General features: G+C 58.2%; 17 protein-coding genes and 1 pseudogene. 14 read left to right on the top strand and 4 right to left on the bottom strand.

The annotated features are described in order from the left end of the window. Positions 1-121 precede the first annotated feature (121 nt). Positions 122-733 carry an FMN-dependent NADH-azoreductase gene (locus ACOI8A_RS22055; protein WP_420649832.1) on the bottom strand — a complete coding sequence of 204 codons (612 nt, stop codon included), beginning with the start codon at positions 731-733 and terminating at the stop codon, positions 122-124. Between the two features lie 127 nt (positions 734-860). Here ACOI8A_RS22055 and ACOI8A_RS22050 point away from each other — a divergent pair. Further along, positions 861-1,769 (top strand): annotated as a pseudogene (locus ACOI8A_RS22050) (LysR substrate-binding domain-containing protein). Then, entirely contained in the window at positions 1,766-2,125 is a 360-nt protein-coding gene (locus ACOI8A_RS22045; RefSeq protein ID WP_420649833.1) for an MmcQ/YjbR family DNA-binding protein, read from the top strand. The pseudogene ACOI8A_RS22050 and the gene ACOI8A_RS22045 overlap by 4 nt, the downstream one beginning before the upstream one ends. On the opposite strand, the gene ACOI8A_RS22040 is transcribed toward ACOI8A_RS22045, so the two are convergent. Both ACOI8A_RS22040 and ACOI8A_RS22035 read right to left on the bottom strand, forming a co-directional pair. Next, the gene (locus tag ACOI8A_RS22040; protein ID WP_420649834.1) at positions 2,122-2,550 is read right to left on the bottom strand and encodes a DUF1294 domain-containing protein; all 429 of its coding nucleotides are present in this window, start codon (positions 2,548-2,550) and stop codon (positions 2,122-2,124) included. The two genes, ACOI8A_RS22045 and ACOI8A_RS22040, sit on opposite strands and share 4 nt — an antisense overlap. Beyond that, positions 2,547-3,377, bottom strand: coding sequence for an undecaprenyl-diphosphate phosphatase (locus ACOI8A_RS22035; RefSeq protein WP_420649835.1), 831 nt, complete (start codon positions 3,375-3,377; stop codon positions 2,547-2,549). The genes ACOI8A_RS22040 and ACOI8A_RS22035 overlap by 4 nt, the downstream gene beginning before the upstream one ends. 308 nt (positions 3,378-3,685) lie before the next feature. Between ACOI8A_RS22035 and ACOI8A_RS22030 the strand changes: the two genes are divergently transcribed. The 9 genes from ACOI8A_RS22030 to ACOI8A_RS21990 all read left to right on the top strand — a co-directional run bounded on the left by ACOI8A_RS22030 (position 3,686) and on the right by ACOI8A_RS21990 (position 11,859). Next, positions 3,686-5,320: a methyl-accepting chemotaxis protein gene (locus ACOI8A_RS22030; RefSeq protein ID WP_420649836.1), complete on the top strand. Its 1,635-nt coding sequence runs from the start codon at positions 3,686-3,688 to the stop codon at positions 5,318-5,320. A 139-nt stretch (positions 5,321-5,459) separates the two neighbouring features. Then, positions 5,460-6,023 (top strand): nicotinamide riboside transporter PnuC, encoded by a 564-nt coding sequence (gene pnuC / locus ACOI8A_RS22025; RefSeq protein WP_420649837.1) that lies wholly within the window; start codon positions 5,460-5,462, stop codon positions 6,021-6,023. Further along, on the top strand, positions 6,020-6,544 hold the full coding sequence (locus tag ACOI8A_RS22020) for an AAA family ATPase (RefSeq protein ID WP_420649838.1): 525 nt from the start codon (positions 6,020-6,022) through the stop codon (positions 6,542-6,544). The genes pnuC and ACOI8A_RS22020 overlap by 4 nt, the downstream gene beginning before the upstream one ends. Before the next feature lie 357 nt (positions 6,545-6,901). Continuing rightward, positions 6,902-7,354, top strand: a complete 453-nt coding sequence (locus ACOI8A_RS22015) for a hypothetical protein (protein ID WP_420649839.1) — start codon at positions 6,902-6,904, stop codon at positions 7,352-7,354. 1 nt (position 7,355) lies between these two features. Beyond that, positions 7,356-7,928: an adhesin gene (locus ACOI8A_RS22010; protein ID WP_420649840.1), complete on the top strand. Its 573-nt coding sequence runs from the start codon at positions 7,356-7,358 to the stop codon at positions 7,926-7,928. A gap of 68 nt (positions 7,929-7,996) precedes the next feature. Next, entirely contained in the window at positions 7,997-8,974 is a 978-nt protein-coding gene (locus ACOI8A_RS22005; protein WP_420649841.1) for a heme utilization protein, read from the top strand. 63 nt (positions 8,975-9,037) lie between these two features. Beyond that, entirely contained in the window at positions 9,038-9,718 is a 681-nt protein-coding gene (locus tag ACOI8A_RS22000) for a C39 family peptidase (RefSeq protein ID WP_420649842.1), read from the top strand. 44 nt (positions 9,719-9,762) lie between these two features. After that, positions 9,763-10,509, top strand: coding sequence for a hypothetical protein (locus tag ACOI8A_RS21995; protein ID WP_420649843.1), 747 nt, complete (start codon positions 9,763-9,765; stop codon positions 10,507-10,509). Between the two features lie 45 nt (positions 10,510-10,554). Continuing rightward, positions 10,555-11,859, top strand: coding sequence for a hypothetical protein (locus ACOI8A_RS21990; protein ID WP_420649844.1), 1,305 nt, complete (start codon positions 10,555-10,557; stop codon positions 11,857-11,859). Between the two features lie 89 nt (positions 11,860-11,948). Here the strand turns inward: ACOI8A_RS21990 and ACOI8A_RS21985 are convergent, their stop codons facing one another. Continuing rightward, entirely contained in the window at positions 11,949-13,274 is a 1,326-nt protein-coding gene (locus ACOI8A_RS21985; protein ID WP_420649845.1) for a sigma 54-interacting transcriptional regulator, read from the bottom strand. 345 nt (positions 13,275-13,619) lie between these two features. On the opposite strand from ACOI8A_RS21985, the gene ACOI8A_RS21980 reads away from it, so the two are divergent. From ACOI8A_RS21980 to nhaB, 3 genes are all read left to right on the top strand, one after another. After that, a complete protein-coding gene (locus tag ACOI8A_RS21980) occupies positions 13,620-13,886 on the top strand; it encodes a hypothetical protein (RefSeq protein ID WP_420649846.1) in 267 nt (88 codons plus the stop codon). Between the two features lie 281 nt (positions 13,887-14,167). Continuing rightward, on the top strand, positions 14,168-15,457 hold the full coding sequence (locus ACOI8A_RS21975) for a hypothetical protein (protein ID WP_420651453.1): 1,290 nt from the start codon (positions 14,168-14,170) through the stop codon (positions 15,455-15,457). A 74-nt stretch (positions 15,458-15,531) separates the two neighbouring features. Beyond that, complete coding sequence (nhaB, locus tag ACOI8A_RS21970) at positions 15,532-17,034, top strand: sodium/proton antiporter NhaB (protein WP_420649848.1); 1,503 nt, start codon at positions 15,532-15,534, stop codon at positions 17,032-17,034. Positions 17,035-17,122 lie beyond the last annotated feature (88 nt).

Below are 17,122 nucleotides of genomic sequence, written 5' to 3'. Positions count from 1 at the left end.
CATAACCCGCGCCAGATTATGTAACAGCCAGAAACAAAAAACTCCGTATTCGGCCCTTGCGGAACCAGAATACAGAGTTTTTTTGGAATTGCCTGAACGGAGGCTGTTCTTTACGCAGGCCTTACGCCGCGGCGAACAGTTGTTCGCTGATCTGCGTGTGGGCAGCGCTCAGTGCGTTGTTACGCACTTCATCACCATACGCCAGGCCTTCGGCACGCACGATTTCGATGTCGGTGATGCCGAGGAAGCCGAACAGCAGTTTCAGATATTCCTCGTGAGCAACGCCCGAAGCCTGACCGGCGTGGATACCGCCGGCGGTCGACACGATCACCACTTTCTTGCCACCGCACAGGCCTTCCGGGCCAGCTTCGGTGTAACGGAACGTCTGGCCGGCAACGGCGATGCGGTCAATCCAGGCTTTGAGCTGGGTAGGCACGGTGAAGTTGTACATTGGCGCGGCGACGACGATGGCGTCGGCAGCGATGAATTCGGCCAGCGTCGAAGTGCTCAGCTCGGCTTCGTGCTGTTGTGCGGCGTTGCGCAGTTCGGCGGTGGTGCCGGCAGCTACCAGTGTGGTCGACGAGAAGTGGCTGATGGCGTCGGCGGCCAGGTCACGGTAAGTGACGACAGCGCTTGGCTCGGCCGCTTGCCAGGCTGTGACCACTTCACTGCTCAACTGACGGGAAGCCGAGTTGTCGCCCAGAATGCTCGAATCGATATGCAACAGTTTCATGAGGAATCTCCTATAAGGAATCGTCGGGGTCGACGCGATGGAGACAATCCTACAGACGAAACCAATACTCGATTAGCCGCCGACAATGCGATAGTTTGTCCCACTGATAGAACAGTTGGATTTCCCCATGCAAGACCTCAATGATCTCTACTATTTCGCCAAAGTGGTCGAGGCCGGTGGATTCGCTGCCGCCGGCCGCTTGCTCGGTATCCCCAAGTCGCGGCTGTCGCGGCGAATTGCCGAACTCGAAGAACGCCTCGGCGCCCGTTTGCTGCAACGCACGACCCGGCAATTGAAACTGACGGCGGTCGGCGAACGTTATCTGCGCCATTGCCAGGCGATGTTGCTGGAAGCGGAAATGGCCGATGAAGCGGTGGCGAGTATGTCCAGCGAACCGCGTGGACGCTTGCGCGTGTCGTGCCCGACCGGGCTGGCGCATGAGATGTTGCCGTTGGTGATCAGCAGTTTCCTCGACAAATTCCCGCAGGTGCAGCTTGAGGTCATCCTGCTCAATCGCCGGGTGGACCTGATCAACGAAGGTATCGACGTCGCGCTGCGCGTGCGCGAACACGGCGATGAAGACCCGATGCTGGTCACCCGGCGGTTGCGTCAGGCACAAATGGTGGTGGTCGCCAGTCCCTCGTTTATTCAGGATGCAAAAATCCATCATCCGCAGGATCTGAAAAGTCTGCCGGTGCTCGGCGCGCTGGAACCTGATCGCCTGGTGCATGTGCGCCTGATCGATCAGAACGACGAAAGCTGCGATCTGGCGCTGGAAGCCCGGTTGGGCATTGACGATTTTGTGGTGCGCAAGGCTTGCGTGCTGGCGGGTCAGGGTTTCACGTTATTGCCGATGATGTATTGAGAAGCCGAACTGGAAAGCGGCACGCTGGTGCGCTTGTTGCCCGAGTGGTCATTGCCCGGTGGCTGGCTGCAAGCGGTGTATCCGCATCGGCGCGGGGTGATGCCAGCGGTGCGCGCGTGGATCGACCACTTGGTCGAATCGTTCAATGCCTGCGGGGAGCGGCTGATATGAAAAAAGCAAAGATGAGCGAAACGGATGTTGCCGACTTCTGCCTGGCATTGCCCGGCGCACGCGAGGATTACAAATGGGGCGGCGTGCGGGTGTTTTCAATTGCCGGCAACAAGATGTTCGCCTTGCAGGGGCTGCGCGGCGATTCACTGGCATTCAAGGTCGACAAGGATTTGTTTCTCGGCCATTGCGACCGTCCGGGCATTCACCCGGCGCCGTATCTGGCGCGGGCGCAGTGGATCATCATGCACCCGCCCTACCCGCTGGGCGCCGAGGAACTGCAAGGGCTGTTGCAGCGCTCGCATCAATTGGTGGTGGGCAAACTGCCGAAGAAAACTCAGGTCGGACTGCTGCTTTAGAACTTCGCCGCAAACTTCAAACCAATGAACAACTGATCAATCCAGAACACTTGGTGCAGCAGCACGATCAGCCAGAACAGCACTTGAAACGACACCTTGCGCGTCTTGTGCCGGAACACTTGCTGGGCGATCAATGCGCCGGGCCAGCCGCCGGCCAGTTCCACTGCGTGCAGGGCATTTTCCGGTATGCGCCAAGCGCCAGTACGGGCCTTGTGTTTGTCCGCCCAATACAGGAAAAACGCCAGCACGCTGACCACCGCATAGGCCGTCAGCGCTACCCGCGAGATCCCGTCCAGCCACATCGACGCGGCGCCAAACAGTGGCAACGCGCAGACGATCAGCAACACCAGCAGTTTCAACTTCAGGTACTGAATGTTGCTCCCCGATGAACGCTGATCCGGGCGGCGTGAGCGGGCATCATTCATGGCTTGGCTGCCGCCCAATCCACCCAGCCGAATTGCCAGGTCGCCAGAATCACCAGACCAAACACGATTCGGTACCAGGCGAACGCCGCATAACTGTGGCTGGCGATGAACTTGAGCAAGCCACGCACCGCGATCATGGCGAAGATGAACGCCGTGACGAAACCGATAGCAAATACCGGGAAATCCGCCGGCACGAACAGGTCGCGATACTTGTATCCCGAATACACCGCCGCACCTACCATGGTCGGCATCGCCAGGAAGAACGAGAACTCGGTGGCGGTCTTGCGCGACAGACCAAACAACAGGCCGCCGATGATCGTCGAGCCGGAACGCGAGGTCCCGGGAATCATCGCCAGGCATTGCGCGAAGCCGATTTTCAATGCATCGGTCCAGCGAATCTCATCGACGGTTTCGGCATGAACTTCATGCTGGCGCTGTTCGGCCCACAACATGATGATCCCGCCCACTACCAAAGCAGCAGCCACAGTGATCGGGTTGAACAGATACTCGTGGATCAGGTCGGCAAAAATCACTCCCAATACCACCGCCGGCAGAAACGCGATCAGCAGGTTCGCGGTGAACTTGCGTGCACTCGGCTGAGTCGGCAAACCGATAACCACATCAAGAATCTTGCGGCGAAACTCCCAGACCACCGCGAGGATCGCGCCGAGCTGAATAATGATGTTGAACGCCATGGCCCGCTCGCCACCGAAGTTGAGCAAGTCGGCAACGATGATCTGGTGTCCGGTACTGGAAATGGGCAAAAACTCCGTCAGCCCCTCTACAACTCCAAGAATCAGTGCCTGCAAGGCCGTCCAAAGATCCATTAATCCCCCAAGAAGCGATACCCGCTGGCATGCCCCGATAATATTTTTCTAACTGTTCACTGCGTCCAGCGTAGCTGGCTGTTTCTGTAGCGTTTTCCCGGCGCAGAGGATCGCTGCAAAACAGTCAAAATTGCGTGAAAAATCAATCTCGACTCAGGTTTTTCCGCGCGGGGCCGAAATCCTAACAGACACGCCGTATCAGCGCTGGTGCGCTGTACGACTTGAGTCGCGTATGCCCGGTCACACAAAACGTGGTTGGATGCTGGCGGTGAGTTATTACAAGAAAAAGAAATCGGAGTGACAGCGTTATGAACAGCTTGCGCAGTGTGTCGATCAGCCGACGCTTGTGGCTCATCTTGATTGTGGCCGTGGTGATGTTGTTGACCTTGGGCGTGTTGATGCTCAAGCAGATTCACGACGACCTCTATCACGCCAAAGCCCAGAAAACCCAGCACGTGGTGCAGACAGTCAGCGGTTTGCTGAACTATTACCAAGGCCTGGAAACCGCCGGCAGCCTGACCCGCGATGCCGCGCAAAAACAGGCGCTGACCGCCATTCGCGGCTTGCGCTATGACCAGAACGACTATTTCTGGATCAACGACCTCACGCCCGTGATGGTCATGCACCCGACCAATCCGAAACTTGAAGGCCAGAACCTCTCGGCGATCCGCGATCCGGACGGCTTTGCGGTGTTCAACGAGATGGTCGCGATCGCCAAGGCCAAGGGCGCTGGCATGGTCGACTACCGTTGGCCGAAACCCGGCGCCAGTGAGCCTGTAGCCAAGACTTCTTACGTGAAACTGTTCGAGCCGTGGGGTTGGGTGCTCGGTTCCGGAGTGTATGTCGATGACGTGCAGGCCGAGTTCCAGGGCCAGGTGATCAAGGCGTCAGTCGCGGGCCTGGTGATTGCGCTGATCATGGTGCTGCTGGTGGTCTTGATTGCGCGCAGTATCGTGCGCCCGTTGCAGGAAACCGTAAACGCCATGGCCAACATCGCCAGTGGTGAAAGCGACCTGACGCGCAGTCTCGACACCCACGGCCAGGACGAAGTCACGCAACTGGCGCATCACTTCAATGCCTTCACCGCCAAGTTGCGCGGGGTCATCGGCGACTTGCAGAAATCCGCCAGCGCCCTCGGCCAGTCGTCCAGCGAACTGGGCAACGATGCCACACAAGCCCAGCAACGCAGCCAGCAACAGTCGCAGCAGATGGAACTGGTGGCCACCGCCATCAATGAAGTCACCTATGGCGTGCAGGACGTGGCGAAAAACGCCGAACACGCCGCCAGCGAAATGCGCGACGCCGAGGCGCAGGCGCAGCAGGGCCAGATCAATATCGATGGCAGCCTGCAACAGATCGACAAGCTTTCGGGGACTATCGACCAAGCGGTTGAAGTGATTCGCACCCTGGCGGCTGAAAGCACGCAGATCGGCAGCGTGCTGGAAGTGATCCGCTCGATTGCCGAACAGACCAACCTGCTGGCTCTCAACGCGGCGATCGAAGCCGCGCGGGCCGGTGAACAGGGTCGTGGTTTTGCGGTGGTGGCTGACGAGGTGCGTTTGCTGGCGCAGCGTACGCAGAAATCGACCGCTGAAATCCAGACGATGATCGAACGTTTGCAGAATCACTCGGAAGCGGCTGTGAAAGTGATCGGCGACAGCAGCAAGGCCTCGCAATTGACCATCGAACAGGCGGGGCTGGCCGGTGCGAGCCTGAATGCGATTGGTCAGGCGCTGCGTAACCTCAACGGCCTGAATGCTTCGATTGCCAGTGCCACGCTGCAACAAGCGCATGTGGTTGAAGACATCAACCAGAACGTTACTCAGGCTGCCGGACTGTCACACAGCACGGCGCTGGCGGCGGAGCAGTCGAGCGTGGCCAGTGTGCGGTTGGGCCAGTTGAGCGAACAGCTGAACAGCCTCCTGCGCCAGTTCCGCGTGTAACAGCTAAAAGATCGCAGCCTTCGGCAGCTCCTACAGATTTTGGTGCATCTGTAGGAGCTGCCGAAGGCTGCGATCTTTTGATCTTGCCTGTCGACCCGGTACAATCCGCGCCCTCCTCTATTTCCTCCAAGGATCTCGCATGTCCGGGCTTGAACTGTTTGCTGCCGCCCTCGGGGTGATCGCGGTCTGGCTGACGGTCAAACAGAATCCTTGGTGCTGGCCGATCGGGCTGGTCATGGTGCTGCTTTACAGCTGGGTGTTCTTTGAGGTCAAGCTGTATTCGGACATGTTGTTGCAGGTCATCTACGCCGCCCTGCAGGTCTACGGCTGGTGGCAATGGACCCGCGCCGTCTCGATGCATGACGGGCGCCAGGTGAGCCGACTCGCCCCCCAGTCGATTGTCAAAGGCCTGGCTATCGGTGCCGTCGGCAGTCTGGCGCTGGGCGCAAGCATGGCCCACTGGACCGACGCTGCGCAGCCCTGGCTCGACGCCGCGCTGACCGGTTTCAGCCTGGTTGCGCAATTCTGGATGGCACACAAACGCCTGCAATGCTGGGCGCTGTGGTTCGTACTCGATGTGATTTTCGTCGGGCTGTTCCTCTATAAAGGGCTGTACCTGACTGCCGCACTGTATGCACTGTTCACCCTGATCGCGGTGCAAGGCTGGCGCGAATGGCGTGCCGATCCGGCGTTGCGCGCATGAAAGTCGTTGTCCTCACCGGCCCGGAATCCACCGGCAAGAGCTGGCTGGCGGCCGCGCTGCAAGAACAATTCGGCGGTCTGCGAGTGGACGAGTACGTGCGCTGGTTCATCGAGCAGAACCCGCGTGATACCTGCCTGGCGGATATCCCCGAGATCGCCCGTGGCCAGTTGCACTGGGAGGATCAGGCGCGCGCGCAACTGCCCCCGCTGCTGATTCTCGATACGCATCTACTGAGCAATATTGTGTGGAGTCAGACGTTATTCGGCGACTGCCCGGCATGGCTGGAGCCAGAGTTGCTCAGTCGTCATTACGATCTGCATCTGTTGCTCTCGCCGGAGCAGATCGACTGGACCGATGATGGCCAGCGCTGCCAGCCGCAACTGAGTGAGCGCAGGGCATTCTTTGACGCCACCTGCTCCTGGCTGCAATTGCATCAGCAACCCCTGCTGATAATTCAGGGAGACTGGCTCGAGCGTCGCCGCCAGGCTTGCGCTGCCGTGGCCGAGCTGCTGGCAGGCTGACCCATTCTGCGGGGGGTCTATGCCCCTGTTTTCCCCTGCTTTGGGGCACAAGTGTCCATTCCTGAAACACATCTGCGGGTGCAAAGTGCCCGTCTCAACGCCCTTCATCAGTTTGTCACGGGACTTGTTACGCAGATGAAACACCTGCGCGCAAACCCTTGTGCCAGAGCTTTGCAATGCCAATCGGCAGTTGCCGCGCCGGGTGCGTGTTTCACGGCTGAAACAGTTTCTGTATCAGCAGCGCGGCAACGCAACTCAAGCCCTTGAATCCACAGCAATTTCAAAAAGCGGCACAGCTTTCGCTCTCTCCTTCACAACGCTGAACAGGCCCAGCCCACTGAAGAAGGAATTGCCGCCGTGGGGAATATTCAAAAAGCCTTTACTTGCCTCGTGCTGATCGGATCAGCCGCCAGCCCTTTTATCAGTTTCAACGTTCAGGCCGAAGGCAATGGCGTGATCGTACTCAATCGTGACGTGCAACCGATCCCGATTGGCCGCAATGGCGGCAAAGACCCCTATCCGACCACCGTCAATGCCAACCCTTCGGCGCGCATCAACTCGACGTTGAACAGTACCGAGCTCAATGACGGTGATTTTGCCGGCGTCGCCAGCGGGTCCTCCATCCGCGGCAACATCAATACGCCAAGTTCCAATCTGCCCGGCATGAACACCTTGACCAACGGCAACAACGGGATGCCCGGCATGAGTGCGGGTCACGGCGGCGGTGCTGGCGGCTCGATTTCCAACACCGTCAACCGCGCGATGAGTTCCGGTCTTGCTCCACTGACCCGCATGGCTGGAGGCCAATAAGATGACTCGCTCTCTGCTCCTGCTTGCCTTGCTCGGCTGCACCAGCGCAATGGCCGATCCATCCTCGATCAACCAGGCAGACATCCAGAATTCCGGCGTCCAGTACAAAGGCAATTTCAACGTCAACCAGGCCGCTGGCGACCAGATGCAGCAGGCCAACGTCAAGGCGATCGCCATTGGCACTGAGTCAAACGCCAGCACCCGCGTGATTCAGAAGATCGACACACCCGCCGACCGCTCGATGAACGCCAGTTCAACCATCGGTGGCACCTCTTTCAGTAATGGCAACGGGATCCTGGGCGTGAACCAGGGCGCCGGTGCCAACAACCAGATGGCCAATGTAACGCGCGTCAGCATCAGTGCCGGCCCGCAGAGCATTGACGATAGCGCCCTGTCGCAACAGAACGTGGCGCTGTTACCGAGCTCAGGAGCAACTGGCACCCCAACCGGCAGTCGCCAGGTCACGACAAGTGATCAGGCCTTCACCGGCAGCCGAGGGGTGATTCAGGTGAACCAGAGTGCCGGGGTGGGGAACCGTATGGCTAACACCCTGAGCATCCGGGTCGCAGACTGACCCATATAAAAAGCAGTGCAATTAGAAAGTACCAACACTTAACCAACTAATAAGCACGGAGAAACACCATGAAACCTACAATGGCTCTCAAACCACTGGTTTTCGCACTTGCAGCAGTGATGGCAATCGCAGCACAGGCAGGCGGTCGTGATGATGATCACGGTCATGGTAATGGGCATGGCCCGAAAGGCCCTACCCTTGAACAACTTCTGCAAATTACCGCGGGTGCTGGCGCCGCTGTGCTCGACGAGCAAAACAGCGACGGCAACGAGGTGAACAACCAAGGCACCAAAAACACCGCCAATGCCAGTGACTCGCTCAACGGTTCCAACGGCAACATGGGCGCCAACGTGGCAGCCGGCGACGGCAACCAGCAAGACAACGCTGCAGCCTTGGCTACCGCCGACGAAAGCTTCATCTTCGGCACTGCTGTTGCTGTCTCGAGTGCGACTCAAGTCAACAACAACAACTATGTGAAAAACTCGTCGACTACCAATACTGCAACACTCAACAACGCTGGCAATAACGGTTCCGGCAACATCGGGATCAACGTGACTGCCGGCAACTTCAACCAACAGAAAAACAACCTGGCAATCGCCGTATCGGGTGGTCGCGTCGCGTCTGCCGCTGCTGCTGCCAACCAGTCCTCCACTGGCCTGGTTGTCGACAACAAAGGCGTACGTACCTACAAAACCGATACCCTCACCGGCACTTATGCAGCGGCTGGCGTGTTCAAAGCCAAAGGCACTGCAACCATCGAAGACGATAACGATCACGGCGGTTGGGGCAATCGTGGCGGCGGCCACGGCGGCAACGATGACCAGAAAGCCAAGTTCGAAGCCGTGGGTACCTTTGGCCTCGCTGGCGTGACCACTCAGCAAGTGCTGACCAAAGATGGCTGGAAAGCACCTGTCGTCAACAACGCCAACATGACCAACTCGATGAACAACTTCTCCGGCAACGGCGGAGCCAACGTCTCGGCGGGTGTGGGCAACCAACAAAGCAACTCGCTGTCCATCGCCGCAGGTTGCAAAGCCTGCATGTAATCGCGATCGAAACGAAAGCCCCGGAAACGGGGCTTTTCCTCAGTCCGCAAAGGCGTATCGATCATGCGTAAAACTGCCCTTATCGCCCTGCTTTGTCTGTCTGGCCTGAGTCAGGCTGCACAGATGCCGGTCGCTGCCCTGCCGGGTGGTGTGCTGGTCTACAAGGATGTGCAAAGCCTGCGTGAGCGCAAGTTTGCCGACATAGTCCAACAAAAAACCGATTTCAGTTGCGGCGCCGCTGCACTGGCTACGGTATTACGCCAGGCTTATTGGCTCGACGTCGATGAGGAGCACATCATCAAAGGCATGCTGGTCAACGCTGACCAGGACCTTGTTCGTACTCAGGGTTTTTCCATGCTCGACATGAAGCGCTATATAGAAAGCATCGGCATGCGCGCCAGGGGCTACAGGATTCCGCCGGAGAAGCTTGATTCAGTAACGATTCCGGTGGTGGTACTGATGGACATTCGCGGCTACAAGCATTTCGTGGTTTTGCAGCGAGCGGACAAGGATTGGGTTTACATCGGAGACCCGGTCTTAGGCCACAAGCGCTACAAACACGATGACTTTGTCAAAGGTTGGAACGGTATTGTGTTCGCCATCGTCGGCCCCGGATATGACAAGGCCAATGCCTTGCGCAGCCCTCCGCTGCCGTTGACCGCGAAAAACAAGCTGGATGGCTTCAACCCTGTCAAAGATGCTGAATTGATGGATTTCGGGTTCATACAGAGCGACTTCTTTTAATCGCCGATTATAAAGAGTGGGACTGGATGTCCCGGGAGCAGCAAATGAAAACCTCATACTGGCTGGCCGCCGCCTGCCTGGCAGCGAGTGCGTCAGGCTATGCCAATGCAGGATTCAAGCCCATCGAAATCAAGGACCAGGAGCTGGCCGAGCTGCGTGGTCGATATGTCATGCCGGGGCGAATCATCAGCTTCGGCATTGTCATGAGCAGTACCTGGCGCAACGCCAGTGGCGATCTGATCGGGGCAGCGACCTCGATGCAACTTCAGGCTGCATCAGTCAAACCTGAATTCTACGTCCAGACCATCAAAGAACACGGCAACGGCAGCACCCCGCAACTGGGGACTGGCGAAGTCATTGGTGGTGCCGGGCTCAACAGTTCCCAGGGGATAACGCAAAGCGTACGCGCCGCGGGTGATGGCAACACGGCCACCAACAACGTCGCGATCAACGTCAAGGAAGCCGCGCAGGCGCCCGCTTTGATGCCAACCCAGGGCCAGGCCTTGATGGCCGGGCAGACCATCACCGGCAGCAACGCCGCCGGCAATGTGGCGGTGTCGGCCACCAACGGTGGTGTACAAATGGCCATTCAAGCCTCGGGCAATCAGGGTACAGCGCTGCAACAGGTCGCTCAGGGCGGTTTGCTGCAAAATACCCGTCTGCTCGGTAGTGCCAACGTGGTCAACAACCTGACTCAACTCAACGTCGTGTTGAATAACAACGGCATGAGTGCCGGTGCACTGGACTGCAACCTGACCCAACTCAGAGCACTACGCAGTATTGGATATTGAACTACGCTGAGTCTCGATCATTGGGCTTAAAGGGACGGCTTATTCATGTATCGATCAGTATCACTGCGCGCCGCTGTATGTTTGAGCACTCTACTGCCGGCCGCCATGCTGCAAGCGGCACCTAATGCCGATGTAGAGGCTCTGAAACAGGAGCTTCTGGAGCTTAAGCAACGATACGAATCACAACAGAAAGCCCTGGCGGTACTCGAACAACGGGTCCGTCAGGTCGAAGATCAGCCCGCTTCCCCGCCACCAAAACGTCTGGCCAAGTCGCCATCCGACATGAAAGGCAATCGCGTAGCCACCGGGACGGGGGCTGCCGCAGCGTCGGGGGGCGCGGCGGGAGGCAGTGGCGCATCTTACGGTCAGTCCCTGGCCGATGATTCGCAGCCGGCGCAGAGCGTGTCCAACCTGTACGACGAGGCCAGCGGCTTCTTCGGTGGCGGCAAGTTCAGTGTCGAAACCGGCGTGACTTACTCGCGCTACGACACTCGCCAACTGATCCTCAACGGCTTCCTCGCGCTGGACTCGATCTTTCTCGGCAACATCAACCTCGACCGGATCAAGGCCGACACCTGGACCCTCGATCTCACGGGCCGCTACAACTTCGATAACCGCTGGCAGTTCGATCTGAACGTGCCGGTCGTGTATCGCGAATCGACGTATCAGTCGGGCGGTGGCAACCAGGGCGCGGCAGGTGTGACCACGGAAGAAACCGTCACCAAGGATCCAACCATTGGCGACGTCAACTTCGGGGTGGCTTACAAGTTCCTCGACGAGTCGGTCAACACTCCGGATGCGGTAGTCACATTGCGGGTCAAAGCCCCTACCGGCAAGGACCCGTTCGGGATCAAGCTGCGCCAGACCGATGCCAACTCCAACCTGTTCGTGCCTGACACGCTGCCAACCGGCAACGGTGTCTGGTCGATCACACCGGGCATCTCGCTGGTCAAAACGTTCGACCCGGCTGTGCTGTTTGGCAGTTTGTCCTACACCCACAACCTCGAGGAATCGTTCGACGACATCAGCTCGACCGTCAACCAGAAAAACCCTGGCAAGGTGCGCATTGGAGACAGCTTCCAGATCGGCGCTGGCGTAGCCTTCGCACTGAACGAGAAAATGAGTATGTCGTTTTCGGTGTCTGATCTGGTGCAACGCAAAAGCAAGCTGAAACAGGATGGCGGGGATTGGGAGTCCGTGGTCTCCAGTGATGCCAACGCCGGTTATTTCAACATCGGCATGACCGTTGCTGCCACCGACAACCTGACCATCGTGCCGAACTTGTCGATTGGCATGACCGACGATGCGCCGGACTTTTCCTTCAGTTTGAAATTCCCGTATTACTTCTGACGTAAAGCAAAAGATCGCAGCCTTCGGCAGCTCCTACAGGGTGTTCCCTATGTAGGAGCTGCCGAAGGCTGCGATCTTTTGATGTGTTTCTAACGTATTTGATGCTTGTGCAGTAGGCGATAAAACGTCGGCCGTGAAACCCCGAGCACTTTCGCCGCCACGCTCAGATTGTCACTGTGCCGATTCAACACATCGCACAACGCCTGACGTTCCGCTCGCGTCTTGTAATCCTCTAGCGTGCCCATCGGCGCAGCGATCGACTGCTGACTGATCAACCCAAGATCGCGCGCCTCAATCTGCCGACCTTCGGCCAGCACCAGGCCACGCCGCACGCGGTTAGCCAGCTCTCGAACGTTGCCCGGCCAATCGTGTTTACCCATGGCGATCAACGCATCTTCACTGAAGCTGCGCGGCCGGCGACCGGTTTCGTGGCTGTAGAAGTGGGAGAAATGGTTGGCCAGCATCGACAAATCGCCATGCCGTTCGCGCAATGGCGCGGTGACTACTTGCAGGACGTTGAGGCGGTAGTACAAGTCTTCGCGAAAGCGTTTCTTCTCGATTGCCGCTTCGAGGTCGACGTGAGTCGCGGCCAACACCCGTACATCCACCGGAATCGGCTGACTGCCGCCAACGCGCTCAATATGTTTTTCCTGGAGGAAGCGCAGCAGATTGGCTTGCAGTTCCAACGGTAGATCACCAATTTCATCGAGAAACAGCGTGCCACCGTTGGCCGCTTCAATACGCCCGACCTTGCGCTGATGCGCACCGGTGAAGGCGCCTTTTTCATGACCGAACAGTTCGGACTGGATCAGATGTTCCGGAATAGCGCCGCAGTTGATCGCCACGAACGGTTTGCTGTGGCGCTGCGACTGCCGATGCAGCGTGCGCGCCACCAGCTCTTTACCCGTGCCACTTTCGCCGCGGATCAACACCGGCGACTCGGTCGGCGCCAGTTTGCTCAGCAGTTTGCGCAGCTCGCGGATCGGTTTGCTGTCACCGAGCAACTCGTGTTCCGGCTGATCAATATGAATCGTGCCCTGCCCGCGCAGGCGCGCCATGCCGAATGCGCGGCCGAGGGTGACCTGCACCCGCGACACGTCGAACGGCAAGGTATGAAAATCGAAAAACCACTCGCAGACAAAATCTCCGACATTTTGCAGCCGCAGCACTTCCTGATTGAGCACGGCTATCCACTCGGTGCCACTGCGACTGATCAGCTCTTTGACGGCTTCGGGCCGTTCAAGGTGAAAAGGCTGCAAACGCAGCAGGCCGACATCGCAACTTCGGTCGCCGGCATGTTCCAGCGTACAACTGTCGACATCCCAGCCTGCCGCGCGTAATCCGGGCAATAGTCGATGACAGTCGTCACACGGATCGACCACCAATAAACGTCGTAACGCAGGCGCTTCGCTCATGACTGTTCCTTGGCGCCAAATTAAAAGAAATGATTGTAAAAACAGTCATTTGGCAGACCTGGCTGTAACATTAGCAAGAATTTGACGGCGCCTTGTATCGATTGCTTATAGGCGTACAACTCAAGCAGTTATAAGCAGCGGGGTTATTAGTTAGCTATCGACTTGAATCTTTCACCAGCCTTTCATTTGCTGTCTTAAAGCTGAGGGCGTGAAAGAAAAAATAAATTTCTTCGAATCTTGTGTGACCCGTCACCGGGTTGCGTGCATCAGTACAAGTAACCAGCCGAACGGTAAGCCCAACCGACGGCACATCACTTGATTGGGCACTATTAGAGAGAAGATCCCATGACCGCCCCGCTCCGTATCAACGAAGCTCTTTTGATTGCCAACCACGCGTTCAAACCCTACCAATGCGTGGCTTGGGCGCCACAAGACGGCAACGGCGAACTAAGCCTGACCGTTATCGACCGGACTAACTCGCACATCGGCCGTACGCAAATCCCGAGCAGCGCTTACTCCGATCCGGCTCAGCTTGAACTGCTGTTGCAACAGGCTCGCGCCGAATTGAGTGAAGACGGTTACTTGCTGCAATCGTGGTCGATGCCACACTGATTCAAACCAAAGCGGATGACTTTCGAGTCATCCGCTTTTTTATTGCCCGTTAGCAAAAACCTATACCCCGCCGCACGTTGTACAACTTGCGCCAGTGCTTTTATCGACGAAGTACTTGGCAGGCTTGCAACTGGTTCCAAAAGACACTGTTCTGGCACAGTGCGACCCTCCACCTGTTATTTCTGTCAGTTGTACTGGCGCTGATTCAGAGGTTGAATGTTTCGCTCATGCAGTTACCCGCCCGGCCCCGGGCGCAGGTCAACTTGCAAGGAGAAGCATGCATGCCATCCCGGAACGCCTTTGCGCTACCGACACTCGCCACCGACAGCGGACAACTTGACCCGGACTTTGCCAACCATGGCCTGGCTCAGGTGTATTTTGCCGACAGCACATCGAGCATGACGCAAGGCCTGGCCCTGGATACACAAGGGCGAGTGCTGGTAGCCGCCAAAGTCGCAATGGCTGACGGCAGCCATTTTGGTCTTGCGCGCCTGTTAGAGGATGGTTCGGCGGACTTGAGCTTCGGCGTGCAAGGCAGTGTGATCGACCAGTTTGCCCCAGGCTTCGAAGCCACCGGTGGCAAAGTCCAGGTACTGCCCGACGGACGCATTCTGTTAGTGGGCCTGCACTACCAAAACGACCGGCGCACCCTGCCCGCCCTCGCTATGTTCGACGCTAGCGGCCGGCCGGATACAAGTTTTGGCGACAATGGCGTGCAAATCGTCCGCCTGCCCGGCGACCTGTCCATGGGGTCTCGCGATCCGTGGTTGCCACCGGGCGTTCCCGGTGCCGAAGCGTGCGATTGCGCGGTTCAGAATGACGGTCGGATTTTGTTGATCGCCAACCATCATTACGATTTTTCCGACCAGGTCGGCATGCTGATTCGCCTGACAGCGGATGGCCAACTTGATCCAGCCTTCAACGGCCGCGGCTTCGTGATGATCCGCCACCTGTTGCTCAATACCTGGCTCGGCAGTCTGACGCTGCAAAACGACGGGCGGATTGTGGTGGCAGGTTCTATCGACTTCCCGCAACAAGGTCTGTTAGCGCGCTATCTGCCTGATGGGCAACTTGATCAACGCTTTGCCGTGGACGGCTTCATGGCGTTTAAAGCCAACGGTCAAAGCGCTCAAGTCAGTCAGGTAGTGGAATCTGCCGGGCATCTGCAGTGCTTTGGCAGCAGCCGGGATCCGATTCGCTGTATGGCGCTGGCCGTTCACACTAACGGCCGCCCCGATTTGCACCATAACAATGGTCAGCCGCACCTGCTGGACATCGGCCCCAGCGGCTGCCAATGGACCGCCGCGCAACGCATGGGTGATGGTCGCATCGTCGCTGTGGGCGCAACTATCGGCGGTGTCGAGGCTGATTTTGTTGTCGCTCGATATTTGCCCAATGGCCGGCTGGATCCGCAGTTCGCCGAGGCCCGTGGCTGGTTACGCACGCGCCTGGGCCGCAGTCTGGATACCGCCACTTCGCTGGCTGTGCAGGCATCAGGCGGGATTCTGGTTGGCGGTTACTCGCTTGATGGAAAGTACCGGGCCGTCGTAGCGCGATATCTGAATCAATAATCAGAAACTTCCCACACTTGATCTTCCGCGGCGCTTACGGCAACTTGCGCGCTTCTTAAAACAAGGAGCAGCCGATGTCCGGTTCAATGGCCCAGGCCTTCGCGCACAACTTTCTCGGGCACTCGCCGCGCTGGTACAAGGCGTGCATCGTCGGGTTCCTGATCCTCAATGCGCTGGTGATGTGGACCGTCGGCCCGGTCGCCGCCGGCTGGCTGCTGGTGATCGAGTTCATTTTCACCCTGGCGATGGCGCTCAAGTGCTACCCGCTGATGCCCGGTGGCCTGCTGCTGATCGAAGCGCTGCTGCTGAAGATGACCACGCCGCAAGCCCTGTACGAAGAGTTGCAGCACAACTTCCCGGTGATCCTGCTGCTGATGTTCATGGTCGCCGGCATTTACTTCATGAAGGACCTGCTGCTGTTTCTGTTCTCGCGCTTGTTGCTCGGCGTGCGCTCGAAAGCGCTGCTGGCGCTGATGTTCTGCTTTCTATCGGCGTTTCTCTCGGCATTTCTCGATGCACTGACCGTCACCGCCGTGATCATCAGCGCAGCGGTCGGCTTCTACTCGGTGTACCACCGCGTGGCGTCCGGCAACGACCCGCGTCAGGACAGCGAATTCAGCGACGATCAGCACCTGCCGAAGTTGCATCATGCAGACCTTGAGCAATTCCGCGCCTTCCTGCGCAGCCTGTTGATGCACGGCGCGGTCGGCACAGCGCTCGGCGGTGTGTGCACCTTGGTCGGTGAGCCGCAGAACCTGCTGATCGGCCATGAGATGGGCTGGCACTTTGCCGAATTCTTCCTCAAGGTCGCGCCGGTTTCGTTGCCGGTGCTGGTCGCCGGTCTGATTACCTGCGTGCTGCTGGAGAAACTGCGCTGGTTCGGTTACGGCACCTTGCTGCCGGACAACGTGCGCAGCGTACTGGCCAACTACGCTGCCGAGGACAACGCCGAACGCACCCCACGCCAACGTGCTGCTCTGGTGGTGCAGGGTCTGGCGGCGCTGATCCTGATTGTCGGGCTTGCGCTTCACGTCGCTGAAGTCGGATTGATCGGGCTGATGGTGATTGTGTTGATCACGGCGTTTACCGGCATCACTGACGAGCATCGCCTCGGCAATGCGTTCAAGGACGCCATGCCGTTCACTTCACTGCTGGTGGTGTTCTTCGCCGTGGTGGCGGTGATTCATGACCAACAGCTGTTTGTGCCGCTGATCCAGTGGGTACTCGCGCTGCCGGCGGATCAGCAACCGGGGATGCTGTTCATTGCCAACGGGTTGCTATCGGCGATCAGCGACAACGTCTTCGTTGCGACAATTTACATCACGGAAGTTAAACAGGCATTCGTGTCCGGGCACATGAGCCGCGAGCATTTCGAGACGCTGGCGATTGCGATCAACACCGGCACCAACCTGCCGAGCGTGGCGACACCGAATGGTCAGGCGGCGTTTCTGTTTTTGCTGACTTCGGCGATTGCGCCGCTGGTGCGCTTGTCTTACGGGCGCATGGTGTGGATGGCGTTGCCGTACACCGTGGTGATGGGGTTGCTGGGCTGGTATGGCGTGAGTTACTGGCTGTAACACCCAATCCTGTAGGAGCTGCCGCAGGCTGCGATCTTTTGATTTTTTTACAAAAGACAAGATCAAAAGATCGCAGCCTCGTTGCACT

This window comes from Pseudomonas sp. P4795, from assembly GCF_048822895.1.
Classification (GTDB): domain Bacteria; phylum Pseudomonadota; class Gammaproteobacteria; order Pseudomonadales; family Pseudomonadaceae; genus Aquipseudomonas.
This window is presented reverse-complemented; position numbering and strand designations above follow the sequence as displayed.

What these genes read in the sequence shown, in the direction of transcription:
- ACOI8A_RS21985 (WP_420649845.1), bottom strand. Translation starts at nt 13,274, where the DNA reads ATGAGCGAAGCGCCTGCGTTACGACGTTTATTGGTGGTCGATCCGTGT.
- nhaB (WP_420649848.1), top strand. Translation starts at nt 15,532, where the DNA reads ATGTCCGGTTCAATGGCCCAGGCCTTCGCGCACAACTTTCTCGGGCAC.
- ACOI8A_RS22005 (WP_420649841.1), top strand. Translation starts at nt 7,997, where the DNA reads ATGAAACCTACAATGGCTCTCAAACCACTGGTTTTCGCACTTGCAGCA.
- ACOI8A_RS22020 (WP_420649838.1), top strand. Translation starts at nt 6,020, where the DNA reads ATGAAAGTCGTTGTCCTCACCGGCCCGGAATCCACCGGCAAGAGCTGG.
- ACOI8A_RS22010 (WP_420649840.1), top strand. Translation starts at nt 7,356, where the DNA reads ATGACTCGCTCTCTGCTCCTGCTTGCCTTGCTCGGCTGCACCAGCGCA.
- ACOI8A_RS22040 (WP_420649834.1), bottom strand. Translation starts at nt 2,550, where the DNA reads ATGAATGATGCCCGCTCACGCCGCCCGGATCAGCGTTCATCGGGGAGC.
- ACOI8A_RS22000 (WP_420649842.1), top strand. Translation starts at nt 9,038, where the DNA reads ATGCGTAAAACTGCCCTTATCGCCCTGCTTTGTCTGTCTGGCCTGAGT.
- ACOI8A_RS21980 (WP_420649846.1), top strand. Translation starts at nt 13,620, where the DNA reads ATGACCGCCCCGCTCCGTATCAACGAAGCTCTTTTGATTGCCAACCAC.
- ACOI8A_RS22030 (WP_420649836.1), top strand. Translation starts at nt 3,686, where the DNA reads ATGAACAGCTTGCGCAGTGTGTCGATCAGCCGACGCTTGTGGCTCATC.
- ACOI8A_RS22045 (WP_420649833.1), top strand. Translation starts at nt 1,766, where the DNA reads ATGAAAAAAGCAAAGATGAGCGAAACGGATGTTGCCGACTTCTGCCTG.
- ACOI8A_RS22055 (WP_420649832.1), bottom strand. Translation starts at nt 733, where the DNA reads ATGAAACTGTTGCATATCGATTCGAGCATTCTGGGCGACAACTCGGCT.
- ACOI8A_RS21975 (WP_420651453.1), top strand. Translation starts at nt 14,168, where the DNA reads ATGCCATCCCGGAACGCCTTTGCGCTACCGACACTCGCCACCGACAGC.
- ACOI8A_RS21990 (WP_420649844.1), top strand. Translation starts at nt 10,555, where the DNA reads ATGTATCGATCAGTATCACTGCGCGCCGCTGTATGTTTGAGCACTCTA.
- pnuC (WP_420649837.1), top strand. Translation starts at nt 5,460, where the DNA reads ATGTCCGGGCTTGAACTGTTTGCTGCCGCCCTCGGGGTGATCGCGGTC.
- ACOI8A_RS22035 (WP_420649835.1), bottom strand. Translation starts at nt 3,377, where the DNA reads ATGGATCTTTGGACGGCCTTGCAGGCACTGATTCTTGGAGTTGTAGAG.
- ACOI8A_RS21995 (WP_420649843.1), top strand. Translation starts at nt 9,763, where the DNA reads ATGAAAACCTCATACTGGCTGGCCGCCGCCTGCCTGGCAGCGAGTGCG.